Below are 16,961 nucleotides of genomic sequence, written 5' to 3' on the forward strand. Positions count from 1 at the left end.
GAGCCCGGGTCAGTCGGCCTGGGCGGCGAGTTCGCGGGCGCGGTCGCGGGCGGCTTCCAGCGCCGCCAGCAGCGCCGCGCGTACCCCGTGTTTCTCCAGCTCGCGGACGGCGGAGATGGTGGTGCCGGCCGGCGAGGTGACCGCCTCGCGGAGCTTGACCGGGTGTTCGCCGGAGTCGCGCAGCATCACAGCCGAACCGATCGCGGTCTGCACGATCAGCTCGTGCGCCACCTGCCGGGGCAGGCCGAGCAGGATGCCGGCGTCGATCATGGCTTCGACCAGCAGGTAGAAGTAGGCCGGGCCGGAGCCGGAGAGGGCGGTGACCGCGTCCTGCTGCGACTCGGGCACCCGCAGGGTCGCCCCGAGCGGGGCGAACATCTCCTCGGCCAGGGCCAGGTGTTCGCCGGTGGCGTGGGCGCCGGCCGAGATGGCGCTCATCGCCTGGTCGACCAGGGCCGGGGTGTTGGTCATCACCCGGACCACCGGGGTGCCCTCGGGCAGCCGGCGGCTGAAGAAGCTGGTGGGCAGCCCGGCGCAGAGCGAGACGACCAGCTTGTCGGCCGGCACCTTGGGGCCGATCTCGTCCAGCAGGACCCCTGCGTCCTGGGGTTTCACCGCGATCGCCAGCACCGCCGCCTCGGTCACGGCGGTCAGGTTGTCGACCACCCGTACGCCGTACCGGGTGGCCAGTTCCTCGGCCCGGACGGGTCGGCGGGCGGTCGCCAGCAGGCGCTGCGCCGGCCAGCCGGACCGCAACAGCCCGGAGAGCACCAGCTCGCCGATCTTTCCCGCCCCGATCACCGCGACGGTGTGTCTCGCCGACCCCATGTCACCCTTCCGTCCCGCTCGTCCGGTCCCGTGCCCCTTCCCCTCCGGCGCTGCGGAGGGGAAGGGGATGGGCTGCGATCAGCTGCCGAAGAAGACCTCGGCCTCGTCGTAGCGCTCGACCGGGACGGTCTTCAGCTCGCGGGTGGCCTCGGCCAGCGGCACCCGGACGATGTCCGTGCTCTGCATCGCGACCATCTTGCCCCAGTCACCCTCGTGCGCGGCGTCGATGGCCTGGAGGCCGAGCCGGGTGGCGAGCACCCGGTCGAACGCGGTCGGGGTGCCGCCGCGCTGGATGTGCCCGAGCACGACGGTGCGGGCCTCCTTGCCGGTCTTGGCCTCCAGCTGCTCGGCCAGCCACTGGCCGATGCCACCCAGCCGGACGTGCCCGAAGGCGTCCAGCTCCTGGTTGTGCAGGACCATCTGGCCGTCCAGCGGCTGGGCGCCCTCGGCGACCACGACGATCGGGGCGTACTGGTGCTGGAAGCGCTTCTCGACGTAGCCGGCGACCTGGTCGACGTCGAACTTGCGCTCCGGCAGCAGGATCACGTTGGCGCCGCCGGCGAGGCCGGCGTGCAGGGCGATCCAGCCGGCGTGCCGGCCCATCACCTCGACGACGAGGGTGCGGTGGTGGCTCTCCGCGGTGGTGTGCAGCCGGTCGATCGCCTCCATGGCGATGTTGACGGCGGTGTCGAAGCCGAAGGTGTAGTCGGTGGCGCCCAGGTCGTTGTCGATCGTCTTCGGTACGCCGACCACGTTGACGCCCAGCTCGTGCAGCTTGGTGGCGACGCCCAGGGTGTCCTCGCCGCCGATCGCGATCAGCGCGTCCACGCCCTGCCCGGCGAGGTTCTCCTTGATCCGCTCCACGCCGTTCTCGATCTTGAACGGGTTGGTGCGGGACGAACCGAGGATGGTGCCGCCGCGCGGGAGGATGCCCCGCACCTCAGGAATGCCGAGCGGCTTGGACAGGCCCTCCAGCGGACCCTTCCACCCGTCCCGGAAACCCACGAACTCGTGACCGTAAGTAGCGACGCCCTTACGGACCACCGCTCGAATGACCGCGTTGAGACCTGGGCAGTCGCCGCCGCCGGTGAGCACGCCGATACGCATGATCTGCTCATCCTCCTGGAACGTCAGGTGAAGCCCGGATAAGCCCCAGGATATGTGTCCGCTCAGACCATCGGCGTCGTTGCCGGCCCGGGGCGGGCCGTCAGTGCGCACTGTAGTCGGCTCAGCTGCACGCCGACACCGCGCCCCGGCCGGTCCCGCCCACCCCGGCGGCTACCGGTCAGTAGCTGACCTCGTGGTTCTCCCCCGCCTCCGGCGGCCTCCCGGTGACCGCCGCCCTGGCGAACCCGAGCAGGTTGACCACCGTGCCACCCGGGGAGTCCCAGTACTCGGCCGAGCTGGCGTGCACCTTGAGCAGGGTCAGCCCGGGGGTGTCCAGCCCGTCGGGGAACCAGGCCTTGAACAGCGGGTTCCACAGCTGCTCGGCCCGCGCCCGGTCGTACGCCTCCTGGGCGGTGCCGGCGATCGACACCCAGGCGTGGTGGCGCTGGTCGGAGAAGGCGACGTTGACCTCCGGGTTGACCCGGATCTGACGCACCTTGGCGGAGTCGGCGTAGGCGAAGAACCACAGGTCGCCGTCGAACTCGGCCGCCTGGAGCGCCATCGGCCGGCTGAGCATCCGACCGTCCACGCCGATCGTGGTCAACATGCAGATCCGGGCGTCCCGGATCAGCTCGGTCACCCGCCGCCGGGCGTCGGTGATGGTGGTCGCGTCGTCGGCCATGGCGCACTCCCTCGGATCGGCTCGCCCGGACCCGGTGCCCCCGACGGGACCAGCCAAACCTGCTGATCGTCACGGGCTGTCATCAGCCACCCGGCCAGCCAGGGAGCGGCCGGGCCGCCGGCCGGACCCGGCGGGCCGGGCCGGGGCTCAGACCGGACGGGCCGTCATCGCCCGCCAGCGGGCCAGGTTGTGCCGGGCGTCGACCAGCGCGTCGTGCCGGTCGGCCGCCGCGTCCGGCAACCGGGGACGACCGACGTCGTCCCAGAGCTGCCGCAGCTCCTTGGTGAACCGGGGGATCTCCCGGGGCAGCGCCGGCATCGCCCCCCAGAGCTGGGCCAGCACCACATGGTCGTACGCGGCGTACCAGGCCCACAGCTCCAGCTGCTCGTTCGGCCGGTCGCGGACCGGCTCCAGCAGGAACTCGTGCAGGTCGTCGCGGATGCGGGCCCGGGAGCGCCAGGCCCGGTCGGCCGGCGACGGGAGCTTGTCCAGCACGTTACGGCGGACCCAGGGCACGGCGCGGGAGTCGTCGAACTCGGTGGAGACCGCGTAGAACTCGCGGCCGTACTCGTCGACGACACCGATCGACACGAGGTCGACGCTGCGGCCGTCCTCGATGAATTCGCAGTCGTAGAAATAGCGGTAGACCATCGCCGTCCATCCTCGCCCACCGCCGGTGACCGCCGACGGGCGGGGCGGCACCGGAGCGGCCGGGTGGGCGGTGCCGGAGCGGCGGGTGGACGGTGCCGGAGCGGCCGGGTGGGGCTCCAGGGCCGTACCCTCGCCGTCCGCCGCAGCTCCGGAGTGTCACGGAAAGGTTTACAGGGGTGTACAGCAAGCGACTGGGCCGTCATGATCTGATGTGTACCGCTACCGGACGCCGAACCGGTGTCAGTTCACCTCTGCAGGGGCCGTCAGGGTTCACCCGGTGAGCGAAATTTGTGGTCCTTGACCGGGGAGGGGTGGGGCGGTGGAGATGCGCCTACCGGAGCCGGGTGACGCCCTCACGGGGGTGGAGATGTTCGCCGGGTTGGAGCCCGAGGTGCGCCAGCGGGTGATCGCCGCAGCCGTGCCGCGCACCTACCGTAAGGGTCAGCTGCTCTTCGTCGAGAACGATCCCGGTGAGTCGCTGATCGTCCTGCGTCGGGGGGCGGTGGCGGTGTTCCGCACCGCGCCGACCGGAGAGCGTGCCGTGTTGTCGGTCATCCGACCACCGGACGTGCTGGGTGAGGTCTCCCTGCTGGACGCCTCCACCCGGTCCGCCTCGGCCGAGGCGATCGAGGACTGCGCGGCGCTCGCCCTGTCCCGTCCGGCCTTCATGGAACTGGTGCACTCCAACCCGCGCATCCTGGACGCGGTGATGCGGTCGCTGGGCGCGCTGATCCGGCGGCTCACCGAGCAGAACGCCGACCATGTCTTCCTCGACCTGCCCGGTCGGGTGGCCAAGACGCTGGTCCGGCTGGCCGGCGAGAGCCAGGCCCCGATGATCACCATCGAGCTGAACCAGAGCCAGCTGGCCGAGATGGCCGGTGGTTCCCGACAGAGCGTCAACCAGGCGATCGGCTCCTTCGCCAACCGGGGCTGGCTGCGTACCGAGGGGCGCCGGATCGTGGTCACCGACGTGGCGGCGCTGCGCCGACGCGCCGGCATGAACGACCGCTGACCGACGATCCCCGGCGGACGCCCGCATCCAGGCGACGGCGGCGGGTTTCCTGGCGGGGCCGGGGTACGTGACGGTGGCACCGACAGCGGCGTGGCCGGTGGACCTGGTCCGCCGGCCACGCCGGTCACTCACTTGCCGCTGTCGTCCGCGGGCGGGGCACCCGGTCCGGGTCCGATCTCGTCCGGCGGTGTGCCTGGTCCGGGCCCGATCTTCTGCGGCTTTGACGGCGAGGTCGTGGTCGTGCCAGTGTCCGAGGACGCCTTGCTGTCGGGATTCTCCACCATGCCCTGTTCCTCCATTCTGGCGAGAGTGACCGCGTCGACGTCGACCGTCTCCCCGGGAGACCGGACGGTACCGTTCGGGTCGGTCCAGTAGCCGGACAATCGCACCTGCACGGCACTCTCCTGACAGTGAGTTTTCCTCGTGAGGAACACTAGTGGCGGCCGACCAGCGGCAGGGTCCGCCCGCACGTCGGGTACCCGACTGGCCCGCCGCAGCGGGATAATGGGACCTCCTCACGTACGGAGTTCGTCATCGACCTCAAGTGTGGACACTGCTCCCGGGCGGCGGGACCGGACGACCGCTTCTGCGGCGGCTGCGGACAGGCGCTGTCGCTCGGCTGTGCCTCCTGCGGGCACGGCAACAACCCCGAGGCCAACTTCTGCACCAACTGCGGGCAGCCGCTGCGTGACCACGGGGTCACCGTGCAGGAGGACCGCCGCCAGGTCAGCGTGCTCTTCATCGACATCGTCGACTTCACCACGTACGCCGAGCGGGCCGACCCGGAGCAGGCGCGCAGCCTCCAGCAGGCGTACTTCGCCACCGTCCGCAAGCTGGTCCACCAGTACGGCGGGGTGGTCGAGAAGTACATCGGCGACGCGGTGATGGCGCTGTTCGGTGCCCCCGTCGCCACGGACAACGACGCGCTGCGCTGCGTACGGGCCGGTCTGGAGCTGCAACGCAACCTGGCCCGGCAGGCCGCCGGCCCGCACCCGCCGCTGGGTTTCCGGGTGGGTGTCGCCACCGGTGAGGCGCTGGTGGACCTGTCCGCCACCCGTGACGGCGGCCAGGCGTTCGTCACCGGCGACGTGGTGAACACCGCCTCCCGGTTGCAGGCGCTGGCGCCCACCGGCGGGGTGGTCGTCGACGAGAGCACCTGGGCGGCGACCCGACACGAGTTGGAGTACGTCGACCGGCCGGCCGTCACCCTGCGGGGGCGCTCGGCGGTGAGCCGGATCTGGCTCGCCGTACGGGCCCGGCCGCGCAGCGGGCCGCAGGCCGCCGAGCTGACCCCGATGGTCGACCGGGAGCACGAGCGCGGGCTGCTGGTCAGTGCCCTGCACCGCACCGTCAACGAGCGCACCTCCCAACTGGTGACCGTCTTCGGGCCGGCCGGGGTGGGCAAGAGCCGGTTGCTGCGCGAGTTGTCCCGGCACGCCGCCAACCTGCCCGGCCACCGGGTCACCTGGCTGGTCGGGCAGTGCCCGCCGTTCGGCGAGAACGTCACCTACGCTGCCCTGGCGGACATCGTCAAGGGGTGGCTGGGGGTGCCGGAGGGCGACGACCCGGAGCCGCTGCGCGACCGGCTGCGCCAACGGCTGGGCCAGCTCGGCGATCCGCACGCCACCCGGTTGGCCAACGCCCTGGGGCCGCTGCTCGGGGTCGCCGCCGGCACCCGGCTCAACTCGGGGGAGACCGAGGCGGCCTGGCGGCGGTTCCTGCTCACCCTGGCCGGGCAGGGGCCGACGGTGCTGGTGTTCGAGGACATGCACTGGGCCGACCAGGCGATGCTCACCTTCGTCGAGCAGCTCGGCGCGGCGGCCCGGGGCGTACCGCTGCTGGTGGTGGCGACCGCGCGGCCGGAGCTGCGGGAGCGGCAGCCGGCCTGGACGGGCACGATCAGCGGGGCGATGTCGATCTCGGTGCCGCCCATGCACGACGCGGACATCGACACCCTCTACTCGCTGCTACTCGGGCAGGCCGCGCTGCCGGCGGCGGCCCGTGAGCCGCTGATCGAGTTCGCCGACGGCAATCCGCTCTACGCCCAGGAGTACGCCCGGATGCTGATGGACGGCGGGCTGCTGGAGCCGGCCGCCCGGTTCGCCCCGGCCGGCACCAGCGACATGCCACGCACCGTCCAGGCCGTCATCGCCAACCGGCTCGACCTGCTCGACCCGGCGGACCGGGCGGTGCTCCAGGCCGCCGCCGTGGTGGGGGTGCAGTTCTGGCCGGTGCCGGTGGCGACCGCGCTGGGGCGGACGGTGGAGTGGGTGGAGCGGGCGCTGGACCGGTTGCAGCGCCGGGACATGGTCTTCGAACTGCCCGCCTCCACCATGGCCGGTCAGCCGGAGTACCGGTTCCGGCACATCCTGGTCCGCGACGTGTGCTACCAGCGGCTGCCCCGGGCGGAACGGGTGCTGCGCCACCAGCGCACCGCCGACTGGCTCGCCCAGCTCACCGACGCCGGGCAGCAGGACCTGGCCGAGGTGCTGGCCAACCACCGCTGGACCGCCCACGAGATCGCCCGGACGGTCGGACTGGACCCGACCCCGTACGCGGTGGCGGCCCGGACGGCGCTGCACCAGGCCGCCCGCCGGGCGTACGAGCTGCACGCGTTGGAGAACGCCGCGACGTTGGTCGGGCGGGCCCTGGCCGTCGGCGGGGACCCCGACCCGGGGCTGGAGCTGTTCGCCGCCGAGCTGGCCTTCTTCCGGGACGGGGACGCCTTCCTCGTCGACGGGGGGACCGAGGTGCTGGCCGGGCTCACCGAGCGGTTGGCCGCCGTCGGGGACCGTGCCGGCGCGGCCCGCGCCTGGACCCGGCTCGCCACCGCCGCCTGGAGCCGGGCCGACCGGTCCGAGACGCTGCGTTGCCTGGACCGGGCCAACGCGATCTACGCGGAGTTGCCGGAGTCCGAGGAGAAGGCGGAGGCCCTGCTGGAGCTGGCCCGGGTCCGGATGCTCAACGCCGAGACCGATCAGGCCTGCGTGGCGGCCCGCGCGGCGGTCGAGCTGGCCGAGCGGCTGCTGCTGCCCGAGGTACGCGCCAACGCGCGGATCACCCTGGCGGTGGCCCGGTACATGGCCGGCGAGCAGCAGGCGTACGCGGAGCTGGCCGAGGTCGCCGAGCAGTGCCGGGTGGACCGGTTGGCCAGCCGACGCCGGGCGGTGCACAACCTGGCCTGGGCGGCGCAGGAGGAGGGTGACCTGGCCCGGTCGGCCGAACTGGTCGACGAGCAGCGCACGCTGGACCCGGGTGGCGGGCACAGCCTCGCGACCAGTTTCGCCGACAAGTGGGCCCGGGCGTACTACGCCGGCGACTGGGTGGCGGCGCTGGAGCTGGGCACCGAGTCGACCCGGCTGCCGACCGCCGAGTGGGACCTGCACATCGTCGCGATCTCGGGGTGGATGCGCGCCCTGCGCGCCGACGACCCACCCGCCCACCCGACGACCCAACCACCGGCTCGTCCGCCGGCCGGCCAGCCGGCTCATCCGCTGGTGCCGATCCAGCCCGGCCCGGCCGACGAGGGGCCCCGGGCGTCGGCCCCGACCCGCCACACGCCGAGCGGTCCCGGGACGCCCGACCCGGAGGCACCCGACGCCGAGGCGGCCGGCCCGGGGTCGGGCGACGCCGGGGCGGACGATCACGATCTGGTGTCCCGGGCCCTGGTCGCGGCGCGGCGCAGCGGTTTCCACCGGGTGTTGCAGTCGACGCTGGCGCACGCCGCGCTCTGCCGGGCGGTCCGGGGCCGCCGGGACGAGGCGATGCGGCTGCTGGTGGAGTTGGACGAGGACTGGGGCCGGACCCGGATGATCCCGTTCGCCGAGTGGGTGCCGGCGGTCGGTCACGTCGCCGCGGTGCTCGGCCCGCAGGCCGCCCGGCTGGTGCACGACATGCTCGACCGGTCCCCCCGGATGACCCCCTGGGCGGAGGCCGCCGGGCAGGTCGCCGACGCCACCCTGGCGCTGGCCGACGGGGACGCCGAGCGGTCCGCCCGGCTGTTCCGCACGGCGGCGCAGAGCTACGCCCGGATGACCGACGCCACGGACCACGTGCTGACCACCGCGCTGTCGGTGCGGGCGCTGGCCGTCGCCGACCCCGCCCAGGCGGCGGCCACCATCGACCGGGTACGCGACTTCGCCGATCGCAACGACGTGCCCGGTCTGCTCCGGCTCGCCACTGCGGCCCCCGCGACCTGACCCCGCCCACCACCCGCCCGGGCCAGGCCGACCCGGGCCAGGACGGGCCAGGACGGGCCAGGCACCTTGATCAACTTGCTCGGACCGCTCGCGGTACGGGGATACCCGGTGAAGTATTCCGTTTCGCGCCGGATGTGAGTTCTTGCAGACACTGCCCCGGAACGGGCCGGCGGAGAGTGGTCGGATCCGCCGCCGACGCGGGGCACCGGACCGCCGACGGGCAGGTCGACGGCGCCTCCCCCGGCAGCGGATGGTCCCGCCCCGCGCGGCGCAACGGCGCCCAGTTGCACTACCAGCCGGTACGGCCACGGTTCGCGGCCCCCACCCGGGCCCGGACTCCGGGTCCGGAGAGTCCGGGCAGCTCGGCCGGGGCGGCCGGACGATCGTCCACGACGGTGACCGACGGGGAGGCGGCCGGCCCGGAGCCGACGAACCACGAGCGGCACGCCACAACGCACTCCCGGAACGGGGTGCCGACGTGTCACGATTCAGAGCACGGCGTGCGGGGCGCCGACACGACCGCACCGGGAGGTGCGCGGAGGAGGATGTCCGGTGTCAGCGGGTGGTGCCCGCCGGGGACGGCGGGACAACGGGCTCGACGCGAGCGAGTACGCCGTCGCGGGCGACGTCGATCCGCGCGTCGGCGAGCACCTGCTCGACGTGCTCGCCGCGGGCGGGATCGCCGCCTACCTCCAGCCCTCCGCCGACCTGAACCCGATCACCCGGACCACCACCGTGCCGTCCCGGCCGGTCGACCGGCTCTACGTGGACCGCTCGCACCTGACCACCGCCCGGGACTACCTCACCCAGCTCGCCGACGAGGCGACGCCGGAGCCGGCCCGGGCCGAGCCGGACGTCGACGCCGAGTGGGAACGCCTGGTCGCCGCCTTCCACACCGCCCCGGCCGCCGGCAGTCATCCCTGGCCGGCCGCCGAGGACGTCGACGACGAGCCGACCGACCCGACCACCCGGGCCGGTGGATCGACGACCCGGGCCGACGAGCCGACCGGCCCGACCGCCACCGACGTGCGGCGGCTGCCGTACGCGGCTGACATCTCCGGCATCTCGGTGACCCCCCGGGGCCGCCAGGACGAGCCGTCGCTGCTGGACGGCCTGGACACCTTCGGGGCGGACCTGCCGGACGATCCGGAGGAGGGGTACACCCCGCCGCCACCCCCGCCGCTGCCCCGGATCTCGAAGTACGCGGTGGTCGGCGTGCTGGGGATCGTGCTCGGTTTCGTCCTGTTCCTCAATCCGTCGTTGCTGCCGGTGGACGCCTCGGTGGTGACCCTGCTCGGTTTCACCGGCATCCTCGCCGGGTTCGTCACGTTGATCTGGCGACTGCGCCCCGGTGACGAGGACGACCACGACCCCGACGACGGCGCGGTCGTCTGAGTCCCCACCCCCTGCACATCACCGCCCCCGCCGTCGACCTTCGCCCGCATCCCGGGACACCGCCGCCCCCACGCCGGGCGTAACAGTGGTGTAACTTACGGTCAGTAGGAATACCGCTGTAGGTCACTTCGCCCACCGACTGCCCGGTTGTTCCTTGCTCGCGTGGTCGGTCCCCTGCCGATCGGAATGCCCGAGATGCGACAGAGTTCCCTGGTGGTGGTCGCCAACCGGCTCCCCATCGACGACAGCGTGGCGCCCGACGGCGCCTGCGAGTGGCGCCGCAGCCCCGGTGGGCTGGTGAGCGCGCTGCACCCACTGCTCCGACAGACCCCGGCCACCTGGGTGGGCTGGGCCGGCGGCACCGGGCCGGCGCCCGTGCTGCCCGACGTGGACGGCGTGCACATGCAGACCGTCCCGCTCAGCGCCGACGACCTGCGCGACCACTACGAGGGCTTCGCCAACGCGACCCTCTGGCCGCTCTACCACGACGCCGTCGAGCAACCCGAATACCACCGCCGCTGGTGGGAGGCGTACCAGCGGGTCAACCAGCGGTTCGCCGAGGCGACCGCCGAGGTGGCCGACCCGGGCGCGGTGGTCTGGGTGCAGGACTACCACCTGCAACTGGTCCCCGGCCTGCTCCGCGAGCTACGGCCCGACCTGCGGATCGGCTTCTTCCTACACGTGCCGTTCCCACCGCCGGAGCTGTTCATGCAGCTGCCCCGCCGGGCGGAGCTGCTACGTGGGATGCTCGGTGCCGACCTGATCGGTTTCCAGCGGGCCCAGGCGGCACACAACTTCGCCCAGCTGGCCAGCAAGGTCCTCGGGCTGCCCGCCACCGACCGGCGGATCGGCGTGCAGGACCGGGTGGTGCGGATCGGGGCGTACCCGGTCTCGATCGACACCGCCGAGATGGCGGCGCTGGCCGGCCGACCGGACGTCACCGCGCGGGCCCGCCGCCTGCGGCACGACCTGGGCGACCCGGAGCGGGTCATCCTCAGCCTCGACCGGATGGACTACACCAAGGGCATCGAGCAGCGGCTGAAGGCCTACAGCGAGCTGCTCGCCAGCGGTGACGTCAAGGTCCGCGACACGGTGCTGGTGCAGGTCGCCATGCCGAGCCGGGAACGTGTCGGCCAGTACCAGATCCTGCGCGAACGGATCGAACGCGAGGTCGGCCGGATCAACGGCGAGTTCGGCCGGGTCGGCGAGCCGGCCATCCACTACCTCACCCAGCCCTTCGACCGGGCCGAGCTGGCGGCGCTCTACCGGGTCGCCGACGTCATGGCGGTCACCCCGCTGCGCGACGGGATGAACCTCGTCGCCAAGGAGTACGTGGCCGCCCGGGTCGACGACACGGGTGCGTTGCTGCTCAGCGAGTTCGCCGGAGCGGCGGCCGAGCTGGACCAGGCGTACCTGGTCAATCCGCACGACCTGGAGGGGCTCAAGCAGGGGCTGTTGTCGGCGTTGCGGGCCGGGCCGGACGACGTCGGCGACCGGATGCGGGCGATGCGCGACCACCTGCACCGGCACGACATCCGGGCCTGGGCCCGCTCCTACCTCAGCGCCCTGGACGACACCGGCTCCCTGCTCACCCGGCTCAGCAGCACCGGCTGACCCGCCGCCGGCCCGGCTACCCCGCCCGGCGGGGTGGCCGGTGTCCGCCGAGCCGGCGACGGGGCGACGGTCAGCGGCGGCCCGGCTCCTTGACCAGCCAGTCCAGGAGGGCGTCCAGCGGCTCCTGCCACCGGGTGTCCAGCATCAGGTCGTGGCCCATGCCGGGGAAGAGCAGCGGGGCCGCGCCGTACCTGCCGGCCGCCCGGGTCAGGGCGGCCGGCGGGACGACCCGGTCGTCCGGGCTGCCCAGCACCAGCACGGGTGGGTGGCCCACCGCCGGCTCGGCCGGTCGGCCGGCGAGCAGCTGCCACTGGGCCCGCCGGTCGGCCCGCCCCAGCCGGGCCAGGTGCCGCCGGGCGTCCGCGTCGGGCAGTTCCCGGCCGAACAGCTGCCGGCGGTGCAGCCGCAGCGCCCCGCCGAACAGGGCGGGCAGCGTGCCGACCGGGTTGGCCCGCAGCGCCGCGAGGGCCGTGGCCGGGCCACCGAGCACCGGCGCGACCAGCACCGCGGCCCGGGCCGGATACCGCGCCAACGCGTGCGACACCACCAACGCCCCGGCGCCGTGCCCCACCAGCACCGCCTGCCGTGGCAGCTCCGCCGCCGCCTGGACCACATCATGGGTGTACGCCCGCAGCGTCGCCCCCGGCGCAGGTTCGCTGCCGCCGTGCCCGCGCAGGCTCACCGCGTACGCGGGAAAACCGCGCGACGCGGCGTGCTCCAGCCAGTGCTCGGCGAACGCCCAGGCCCCGTGCCCGAACCCCGGGACGAACAGCAGCGGCGGGCGTCCCTCGTCCAGCTCGGGCACGGCGCTGAGCACCTCCCGGCGGGCCGGACGGACCGGGTGCGCCCACTCCCGGCCCCGCAGGATCCGTACCCGCTCCTCGGTCGTCCCGCTCACTTGCCCTCCAAGTCGTCGAGGGCGCGCTGCACCGCGCGCAGGTAGTCGACGTGGCCCACCTCGAACCAGTGCCGGCTGCTGTCCTTGACCCTCCCGGCGTACCGCTCCCCCGCGCCGGCCGCCACCCGGGACGCGAACGCGGCGGCCCGCTGCGGCCGGTCCCGACGCAACCGCAGCGATCGGGCGAAGAGCACCGTCTGCCAGTGCGCCAGGGTGAACAGGCCCGAGTCGGGCTGCAACAGCCCGGCCACCGCCAGGGTCGGGTGGCCCGGCGGGAAGGCGTGCAGCCAGAGCCGGGGCCGGCCGGAGCCGTCGGCGTCGCCGAGGATCTGCGGGTCGAGGAACTCGAAGCGGGGCAGGTAACCGGTGGCGAAGACGACCAGCTCGGGGTCGATCTCCCGGCCGTCGGTGAGGCTCACCCCGCCGGGATGGAACCGGGCCACCTCCGGGACCGGGGTGATCTCGCCGTGGCCGACGTAGTAGACCAGTTGGCTGTTGGCGATCGGGTGCGTCTCGTAGACCCGGTGGTCGGGCTTCGGCAGCCCGAACCGGGTCAGGTCGCCGACGGTCAGCCGCAGGGTCCGGTGGTAGAGCCACTGCCGCAGCCGCAGCGGCACCCGCCACGACAGCAGCGCGTCGTTGACCTGGTCGGCGGGGCGGCCGAGGACGTACTTGGGGGCGTACCAGTAGCCGCGGCGGGTGGAGTGCCAGCAGCGGGACGCCTGCTGGGCGGCCTCGACGGCCAGGTCACAGCCGGTGTTTCCGGCCCCGACCACCAGCACCCGCTTGCCGCGCAGCTGGGCGGGGTCCTTGTAGGACGAGGCGTGCATGACCTCGCCCCGGAACTCCTCCAGCCCCTCGTAGCGGGGCAGCTTCGGTGACCAGTTGTGCCCGTTGGCGACCAGCACGGCGGCGTACCGGGAGGTGCGCTCGGGGCCGTACCCGCCGGTGCTGCGGGTGGTGACGTCCCACCGGTCACCGTCGACCGGCTCCACCCGGACCACCTCGGTGCCGAACCAGATGTGCCGGCGCAGGTCGAAGTGGTCGGCGTACCGCTCGAAGTAGGACAGCACCTGACCGTGGTGCGGGTAGTCCGGCCAGGAGTCCGGCATGGGGAAGTCGGGGAACTGGGTGAACGGCCGCGACGAGATGAGGTGGGTGCTGGCGTACACCGGGCTGCGGTCGTGCCGCCAGTTCCAGGCACCGCCGACGCCGGTTTCCCGTTCGTAGCAGTCGACACCGAAGCCGTGTTCGGTGAGGTTCTTGACGGCGGTGAGGCCGCTGGCCCCGGCCCCGATCACGCAGACCGTGTCGCCCCGGTCGGAGACCGGCCGGCCGTCCCGGCTCGGGGCGGGCGTCGTGGTCTCCGGATCGGGCCGGCCGTGCTCGGTGGAGGAGGGCACCGGAAATCTCCTTTGATGCGGCCAGGTACGCCGGTTCGACGGGCATCCTCCCCGTACCCGCATCCCGTTGTCCAGCCCGGCTCGCGGGGGCCCGGACCCGGCGACGGCTGCTCCCCGGTCGGCGGCGTCGGCCCGCCGGGGACGCCTGCCGGCCGGTCAGCCGGCGGCGGGCAGCAGCAGGTCGACCAGGACCGGGAAGTGGTCGCTGGCCCGGCGGGTCGTCGGGGTGTCCACCACGTCGTAGCCGACGACCTCGACGCGTGGGTCGACGAAGAGGGCGTCGATGCGCCGGCGCGGGTTGGTGCACGAGTAGGTGTGCCGGTCGGCCGCGTCGGCGGCGACCGCGGCGTCGACGAGTCCGCTCGCGACGGTGCCCCAGGCCGGGCCGTCCGGGCCCTCGTTGAGGTCGGCCCCGAAGACCACCGGCAGGTCGCTCGCGGCCAGTTCCCGCTTGAGCAGCGCGGCCTGGCCGGGGCGTTCGGCCGGGTCGGTGGCCAGGTGCGAGCCGGCCAGCAGGAACCGGGCCCCGCCGACCTGGCAGCGGGCGTACGCCGCGCCGCGCAGGTGCCGGCCGGGGGTGAGCGGGAACCGTTGGCAGTGCGTCCCGGTCACCCGGACCCGCAGGCTGGTCAGCAGCAGGTTGCCCAGCGAGGGCAGGCCACCGGCGGCCACCACCAGGCCGAACGAGTCGGCGAGGGTGGCGGACTTCTGCCGCCACCGGAACCGGCGCGGTGCCTCCTGCACGATCACCACGTCCGGGGCGGCCTCGCGGACCACGCTGGCCAGCGCCGCGGTGTCGTCGCGCTGGCTGTGGATGTTGTACGACACCACCCGCAGCGGCACCCGCCCGGCACCGGTCGGGGCGGCCCCGGCGGGGGCACCCGACCCGGAGGCCCCGGCGGCGGTGGGGCTGGCGGCGGTAGGGCTGGCGGCGGTGGGGCCGGTGGCGGCCGGGTCCTGCGGTGCGGCGGTCACCGGCGGCGGGCCAGGTCGGCGGCGCCGATGACGCCGGCGGTGTTGCCCAGCTCGGCGGGGCGCACCTGCGCCACCGGGAGTCGGCTGCGCTGGGCCAGCGCGTCGGCGAAGGACCGCCGGGTCGGGCCGAGCAGCAGGTCACCGGCGTCCACCACGCCGCCGCCGACCACCAGCACCTGCGGGTCGAGGATCTGGGCCATGTCGGCGAGGCTGGTGCCGAGCCAGCGGCCGATCTGGGCGAACGCCTCGGCCGAGATCGGGTCGCCGGCCTGCGCGGCGGTGGTGACCATCGGCCCGGTGATCGCCTCGGCCTCGCCACCGGCCAGCTCCAGCAGGGCGGTGGCCCGCTGCGGCTCCTGTCGGGCGCCGGCCCGGGCGAACCGGACCAGGGCGCTGCCGCTGGCGTACTGCTCGATGCAGCCGAGCCGGCCGCAGCCGCACTGGTGGCCGTCGGGGACGGTGAGCATGTGGCCCAGCTCGGCGGCGATGCCGTTGGCGCCACGGACCAGCTCACCGCCGAGCACGATGCCGCCGCCGACACCGGTGCCGATGGTGAACATGACCATGGAGTCGTCGGCGTCGCGGGCCGCGCCGTGCCGGAACTCGGCCCAGGCCGCCACGTTGCCGTCGTTCTCGACGATCACCGGCAGCCCGGTGGCGGTGCTGACGTAGTCGCGCAGCGGTTCGTCGCGCCAGGCCAGGTTGGGGGCGAAGAGGACGGTGGAGCGGGAGGCGTCGATCCAGCCGGCCGCGCCGATCCCCACCGCGTCCACCTGGTGGCCGGTGGACAGCTCGGTGACCAGCTCGATGATGACGTCGCGGGTCTTGCCGACGTCGTCCGCGGGGGTGTCCCGCCGGGCCTGCACGAGAACCCGGCCGGTGTCGTCCACGACACCGCCGGCCACCTTCGTGCCACCGACGTCGACTCCGATGGTCAGCGTCACCGCGGCCACTCCCCTCTGCTGTGCTGCCCGGCATCGACCGAAACAGGCCGTACGCTGCCGGGATGTCCGGTGGTCAGGCCCCGTCGCCTGGTGCGTCCCCGTCCGCGCCGGCCGGCGCGCGCGAGGCGGGCACCACGTGACCGTCGGCCGTGGGCCGGACCTGCTGGGCCGGCGCGGCCGGCCCGGCGTCGTCGACGGGCGGTGCGGCGACGGCCGGTGCGACCGCGTCCTCCGCCCGGGTGGCGGCGGACCAGACGTCCCGCTCCGGCGCCGACGCAGAATCATGCCCGGTACGGGTGGCCTCGCGCCACACATGATCGGCCTCGGAATCGGAAGGGCCGCCCCGACCTGTCGTCGCGCTGGCGTCACCGGGCGTCCCGTGGGATGCTTCCCCGCCTGCGGGCGGGGCGAACGCACGCATCATGCTGGCGATTCCGGCGGCCAGGTCCCCCGCGCCGGTGGCGAGCCGCTCGGCGAACTCGGGACTGGGATCGCGCAAGGCGGTGACAGCCCGGCAGATCGGACAGATGCAGCACTCGGGCGATCCGGTGGCGAAACCCTCCGCCCGGTGGGTGCCGGCGGTCGGCCGGGCCGCGCCGGCACTGTGACCGAGGACACCCGAGACGATCCCACCGAGCGGACCCCACGGTCCCGCCCCCGACCCGGTGCCGGCGGAGGCCAGCCGGGCCGTCGCGAGCAGCGTGGCGACCAGCCGTTCCGCTTCCTCCCGGGCCGAGCCCGGTTCCGTTGCGCCCATGGTCGGCTCCTCCGTCGTGTCGCCGGCCGTTGTGTCGCTACGCCGCACCGGGTGCTTCTACCCGGCGCTTGAGCTGCTTCAACGCCGTATCCATGATCATTTTCTCGGCTTTGCGGCGAAACATGCCGAGCATGCCCACCGACAGCTCGACCTCAAGCGTGTAGGTCACCGTGCAGGTGCCGTCCGGGTTGCCGACCAGGTCGTACGAGCCACGCTGGGTCTTCTGCATCTTCGAGGGTGCCACCAGGTGCCACTCGACGCGGGAGAGGTCCTCGGCGTACTCGTAGGCCAGCACGTACTCGTCGGCCATCACCCCGGCGTCGATGGTGAACCGGACCTGGCTGGCGTAGCCGTCCTCGTACTCCTCGACGACCTCGGCCCGACGCACCGCCTCGGTCCACCGGGGGTAACTCGCGAAGTCACAGATGACGGCCGCCACCCGGTCCGGTGACGCGCCGATGATGATCGACTGGGTGGAGGAGTCCGCCATGGGGGG

Annotated in this window: 14 protein-coding genes; 4 read left to right on the plus strand and 10 right to left on the minus strand. The window is 73.7% G+C overall.

Annotated features, from left to right (window positions below):
- Positions 1-9: 9 nt before the first annotated feature.
- The 4 genes from proC to AB0C22_RS14795 form a co-directional block, all read right to left on the minus strand.
- Positions 10-828: a pyrroline-5-carboxylate reductase gene (gene proC, locus AB0C22_RS14780; protein ID WP_219464000.1), complete on the minus strand. Its 819-nt coding sequence runs from the start codon at positions 826-828 to the stop codon at positions 10-12.
- Positions 829-906: 78 nt separating this feature from the next.
- The gene (locus tag AB0C22_RS14785) at positions 907-1,935 is read right to left on the minus strand and encodes a 6-phosphofructokinase (protein WP_219464001.1); all 1,029 of its coding nucleotides are present in this window, start codon (positions 1,933-1,935) and stop codon (positions 907-909) included.
- A 178-nt stretch (positions 1,936-2,113) separates the two neighbouring features.
- Positions 2,114-2,617 (minus strand): pyridoxamine 5'-phosphate oxidase family protein, encoded by a 504-nt coding sequence (locus AB0C22_RS14790; protein WP_219464002.1) that lies wholly within the window; start codon positions 2,615-2,617, stop codon positions 2,114-2,116.
- A 147-nt stretch (positions 2,618-2,764) separates the two neighbouring features.
- Entirely contained in the window at positions 2,765-3,268 is a 504-nt protein-coding gene (locus tag AB0C22_RS14795) for a polyadenylate-specific 3'-exoribonuclease AS (RefSeq protein WP_208568690.1), read from the minus strand.
- Positions 3,269-3,587: 319 nt separating this feature from the next.
- On the opposite strand from AB0C22_RS14795, the gene AB0C22_RS14800 reads away from it, so the two are divergent.
- From AB0C22_RS14800 to AB0C22_RS14815, 4 genes are all read left to right on the plus strand, one after another.
- Entirely contained in the window at positions 3,588-4,280 is a 693-nt protein-coding gene (locus tag AB0C22_RS14800; RefSeq protein ID WP_208568691.1) for a Crp/Fnr family transcriptional regulator, read from the plus strand.
- Positions 4,281-4,813: 533 nt separating this feature from the next.
- A complete protein-coding gene (locus AB0C22_RS14805; RefSeq protein ID WP_357535744.1) occupies positions 4,814-8,479 on the plus strand; it encodes an adenylate/guanylate cyclase domain-containing protein in 3,666 nt (1,221 codons plus the stop codon).
- Positions 8,480-9,031: 552 nt separating this feature from the next.
- On the plus strand, positions 9,032-9,874 hold the full coding sequence (locus AB0C22_RS14810) for a DUF308 domain-containing protein (RefSeq protein ID WP_219464004.1): 843 nt from the start codon (positions 9,032-9,034) through the stop codon (positions 9,872-9,874).
- A gap of 195 nt (positions 9,875-10,069) precedes the next feature.
- Positions 10,070-11,488 (plus strand): trehalose-6-phosphate synthase, encoded by a 1,419-nt coding sequence (locus AB0C22_RS14815; RefSeq protein WP_219464005.1) that lies wholly within the window; start codon positions 10,070-10,072, stop codon positions 11,486-11,488.
- Between the two features lie 70 nt (positions 11,489-11,558).
- Here AB0C22_RS14815 and AB0C22_RS14820 read toward each other — a convergent pair whose 3' ends face one another.
- The 6 genes from AB0C22_RS14820 to AB0C22_RS14845 form a co-directional block, all read right to left on the minus strand.
- Positions 11,559-12,386: an alpha/beta fold hydrolase gene (locus tag AB0C22_RS14820; RefSeq protein ID WP_357535344.1), complete on the minus strand. Its 828-nt coding sequence runs from the start codon at positions 12,384-12,386 to the stop codon at positions 11,559-11,561.
- The gene (locus tag AB0C22_RS14825) at positions 12,383-13,789 is read right to left on the minus strand and encodes an NAD(P)-binding domain-containing protein (RefSeq protein WP_208568695.1); all 1,407 of its coding nucleotides are present in this window, start codon (positions 13,787-13,789) and stop codon (positions 12,383-12,385) included. Before AB0C22_RS14825 ends, AB0C22_RS14820 begins: the two co-directional genes overlap by 4 nt.
- Positions 13,790-13,945: 156 nt before the next feature.
- Positions 13,946-14,632 carry an endonuclease/exonuclease/phosphatase family protein gene (locus AB0C22_RS14830; protein ID WP_208568809.1) on the minus strand — a complete coding sequence of 229 codons (687 nt, stop codon included), beginning with the start codon at positions 14,630-14,632 and terminating at the stop codon, positions 13,946-13,948.
- A gap of 128 nt (positions 14,633-14,760) precedes the next feature.
- Positions 14,761-15,708: an ROK family glucokinase gene (locus AB0C22_RS14835; RefSeq protein WP_208568696.1), complete on the minus strand. Its 948-nt coding sequence runs from the start codon at positions 15,706-15,708 to the stop codon at positions 14,761-14,763.
- Between the two features lie 73 nt (positions 15,709-15,781).
- Positions 15,782-16,465 (minus strand): hypothetical protein, encoded by a 684-nt coding sequence (locus tag AB0C22_RS14840; RefSeq protein ID WP_357535346.1) that lies wholly within the window; start codon positions 16,463-16,465, stop codon positions 15,782-15,784.
- Between the two features lie 37 nt (positions 16,466-16,502).
- On the minus strand, positions 16,503-16,955 hold the full coding sequence (locus AB0C22_RS14845; RefSeq protein ID WP_208568698.1) for an SRPBCC family protein: 453 nt from the start codon (positions 16,953-16,955) through the stop codon (positions 16,503-16,505).
- Positions 16,956-16,961: the final 6 nt, after the last annotated feature.

The organism is Micromonospora sp. NPDC048894, assembly GCF_040649765.1.
In the GTDB taxonomy this organism is placed as follows: Bacteria; Actinomycetota; Actinomycetes; order Mycobacteriales; family Micromonosporaceae; genus Micromonospora; species Micromonospora antibiotica.

Excerpts from the sequence above, each read along its gene's own strand:
- proC (WP_219464000.1), bottom strand. The coding sequence starts at position 828 with ATGGGGTCGGCGAGACACACCGTCGCGGTGATCGGGGCGGGAAAGATC.
- AB0C22_RS14785 (WP_219464001.1), bottom strand. The coding sequence starts at position 1,935 with ATGCGTATCGGCGTGCTCACCGGCGGCGGCGACTGCCCAGGTCTCAAC.
- AB0C22_RS14790 (WP_219464002.1), bottom strand. The coding sequence starts at position 2,617 with ATGGCCGACGACGCGACCACCATCACCGACGCCCGGCGGCGGGTGACC.
- AB0C22_RS14795 (WP_208568690.1), bottom strand. The coding sequence starts at position 3,268 with ATGGTCTACCGCTATTTCTACGACTGCGAATTCATCGAGGACGGCCGC.
- AB0C22_RS14815 (WP_219464005.1), top strand. The coding sequence starts at position 10,070 with ATGCGACAGAGTTCCCTGGTGGTGGTCGCCAACCGGCTCCCCATCGAC.
- AB0C22_RS14840 (WP_357535346.1), bottom strand. The coding sequence starts at position 16,465 with ATGGGCGCAACGGAACCGGGCTCGGCCCGGGAGGAAGCGGAACGGCTG.
- AB0C22_RS14845 (WP_208568698.1), bottom strand. The coding sequence starts at position 16,955 with ATGGCGGACTCCTCCACCCAGTCGATCATCATCGGCGCGTCACCGGAC.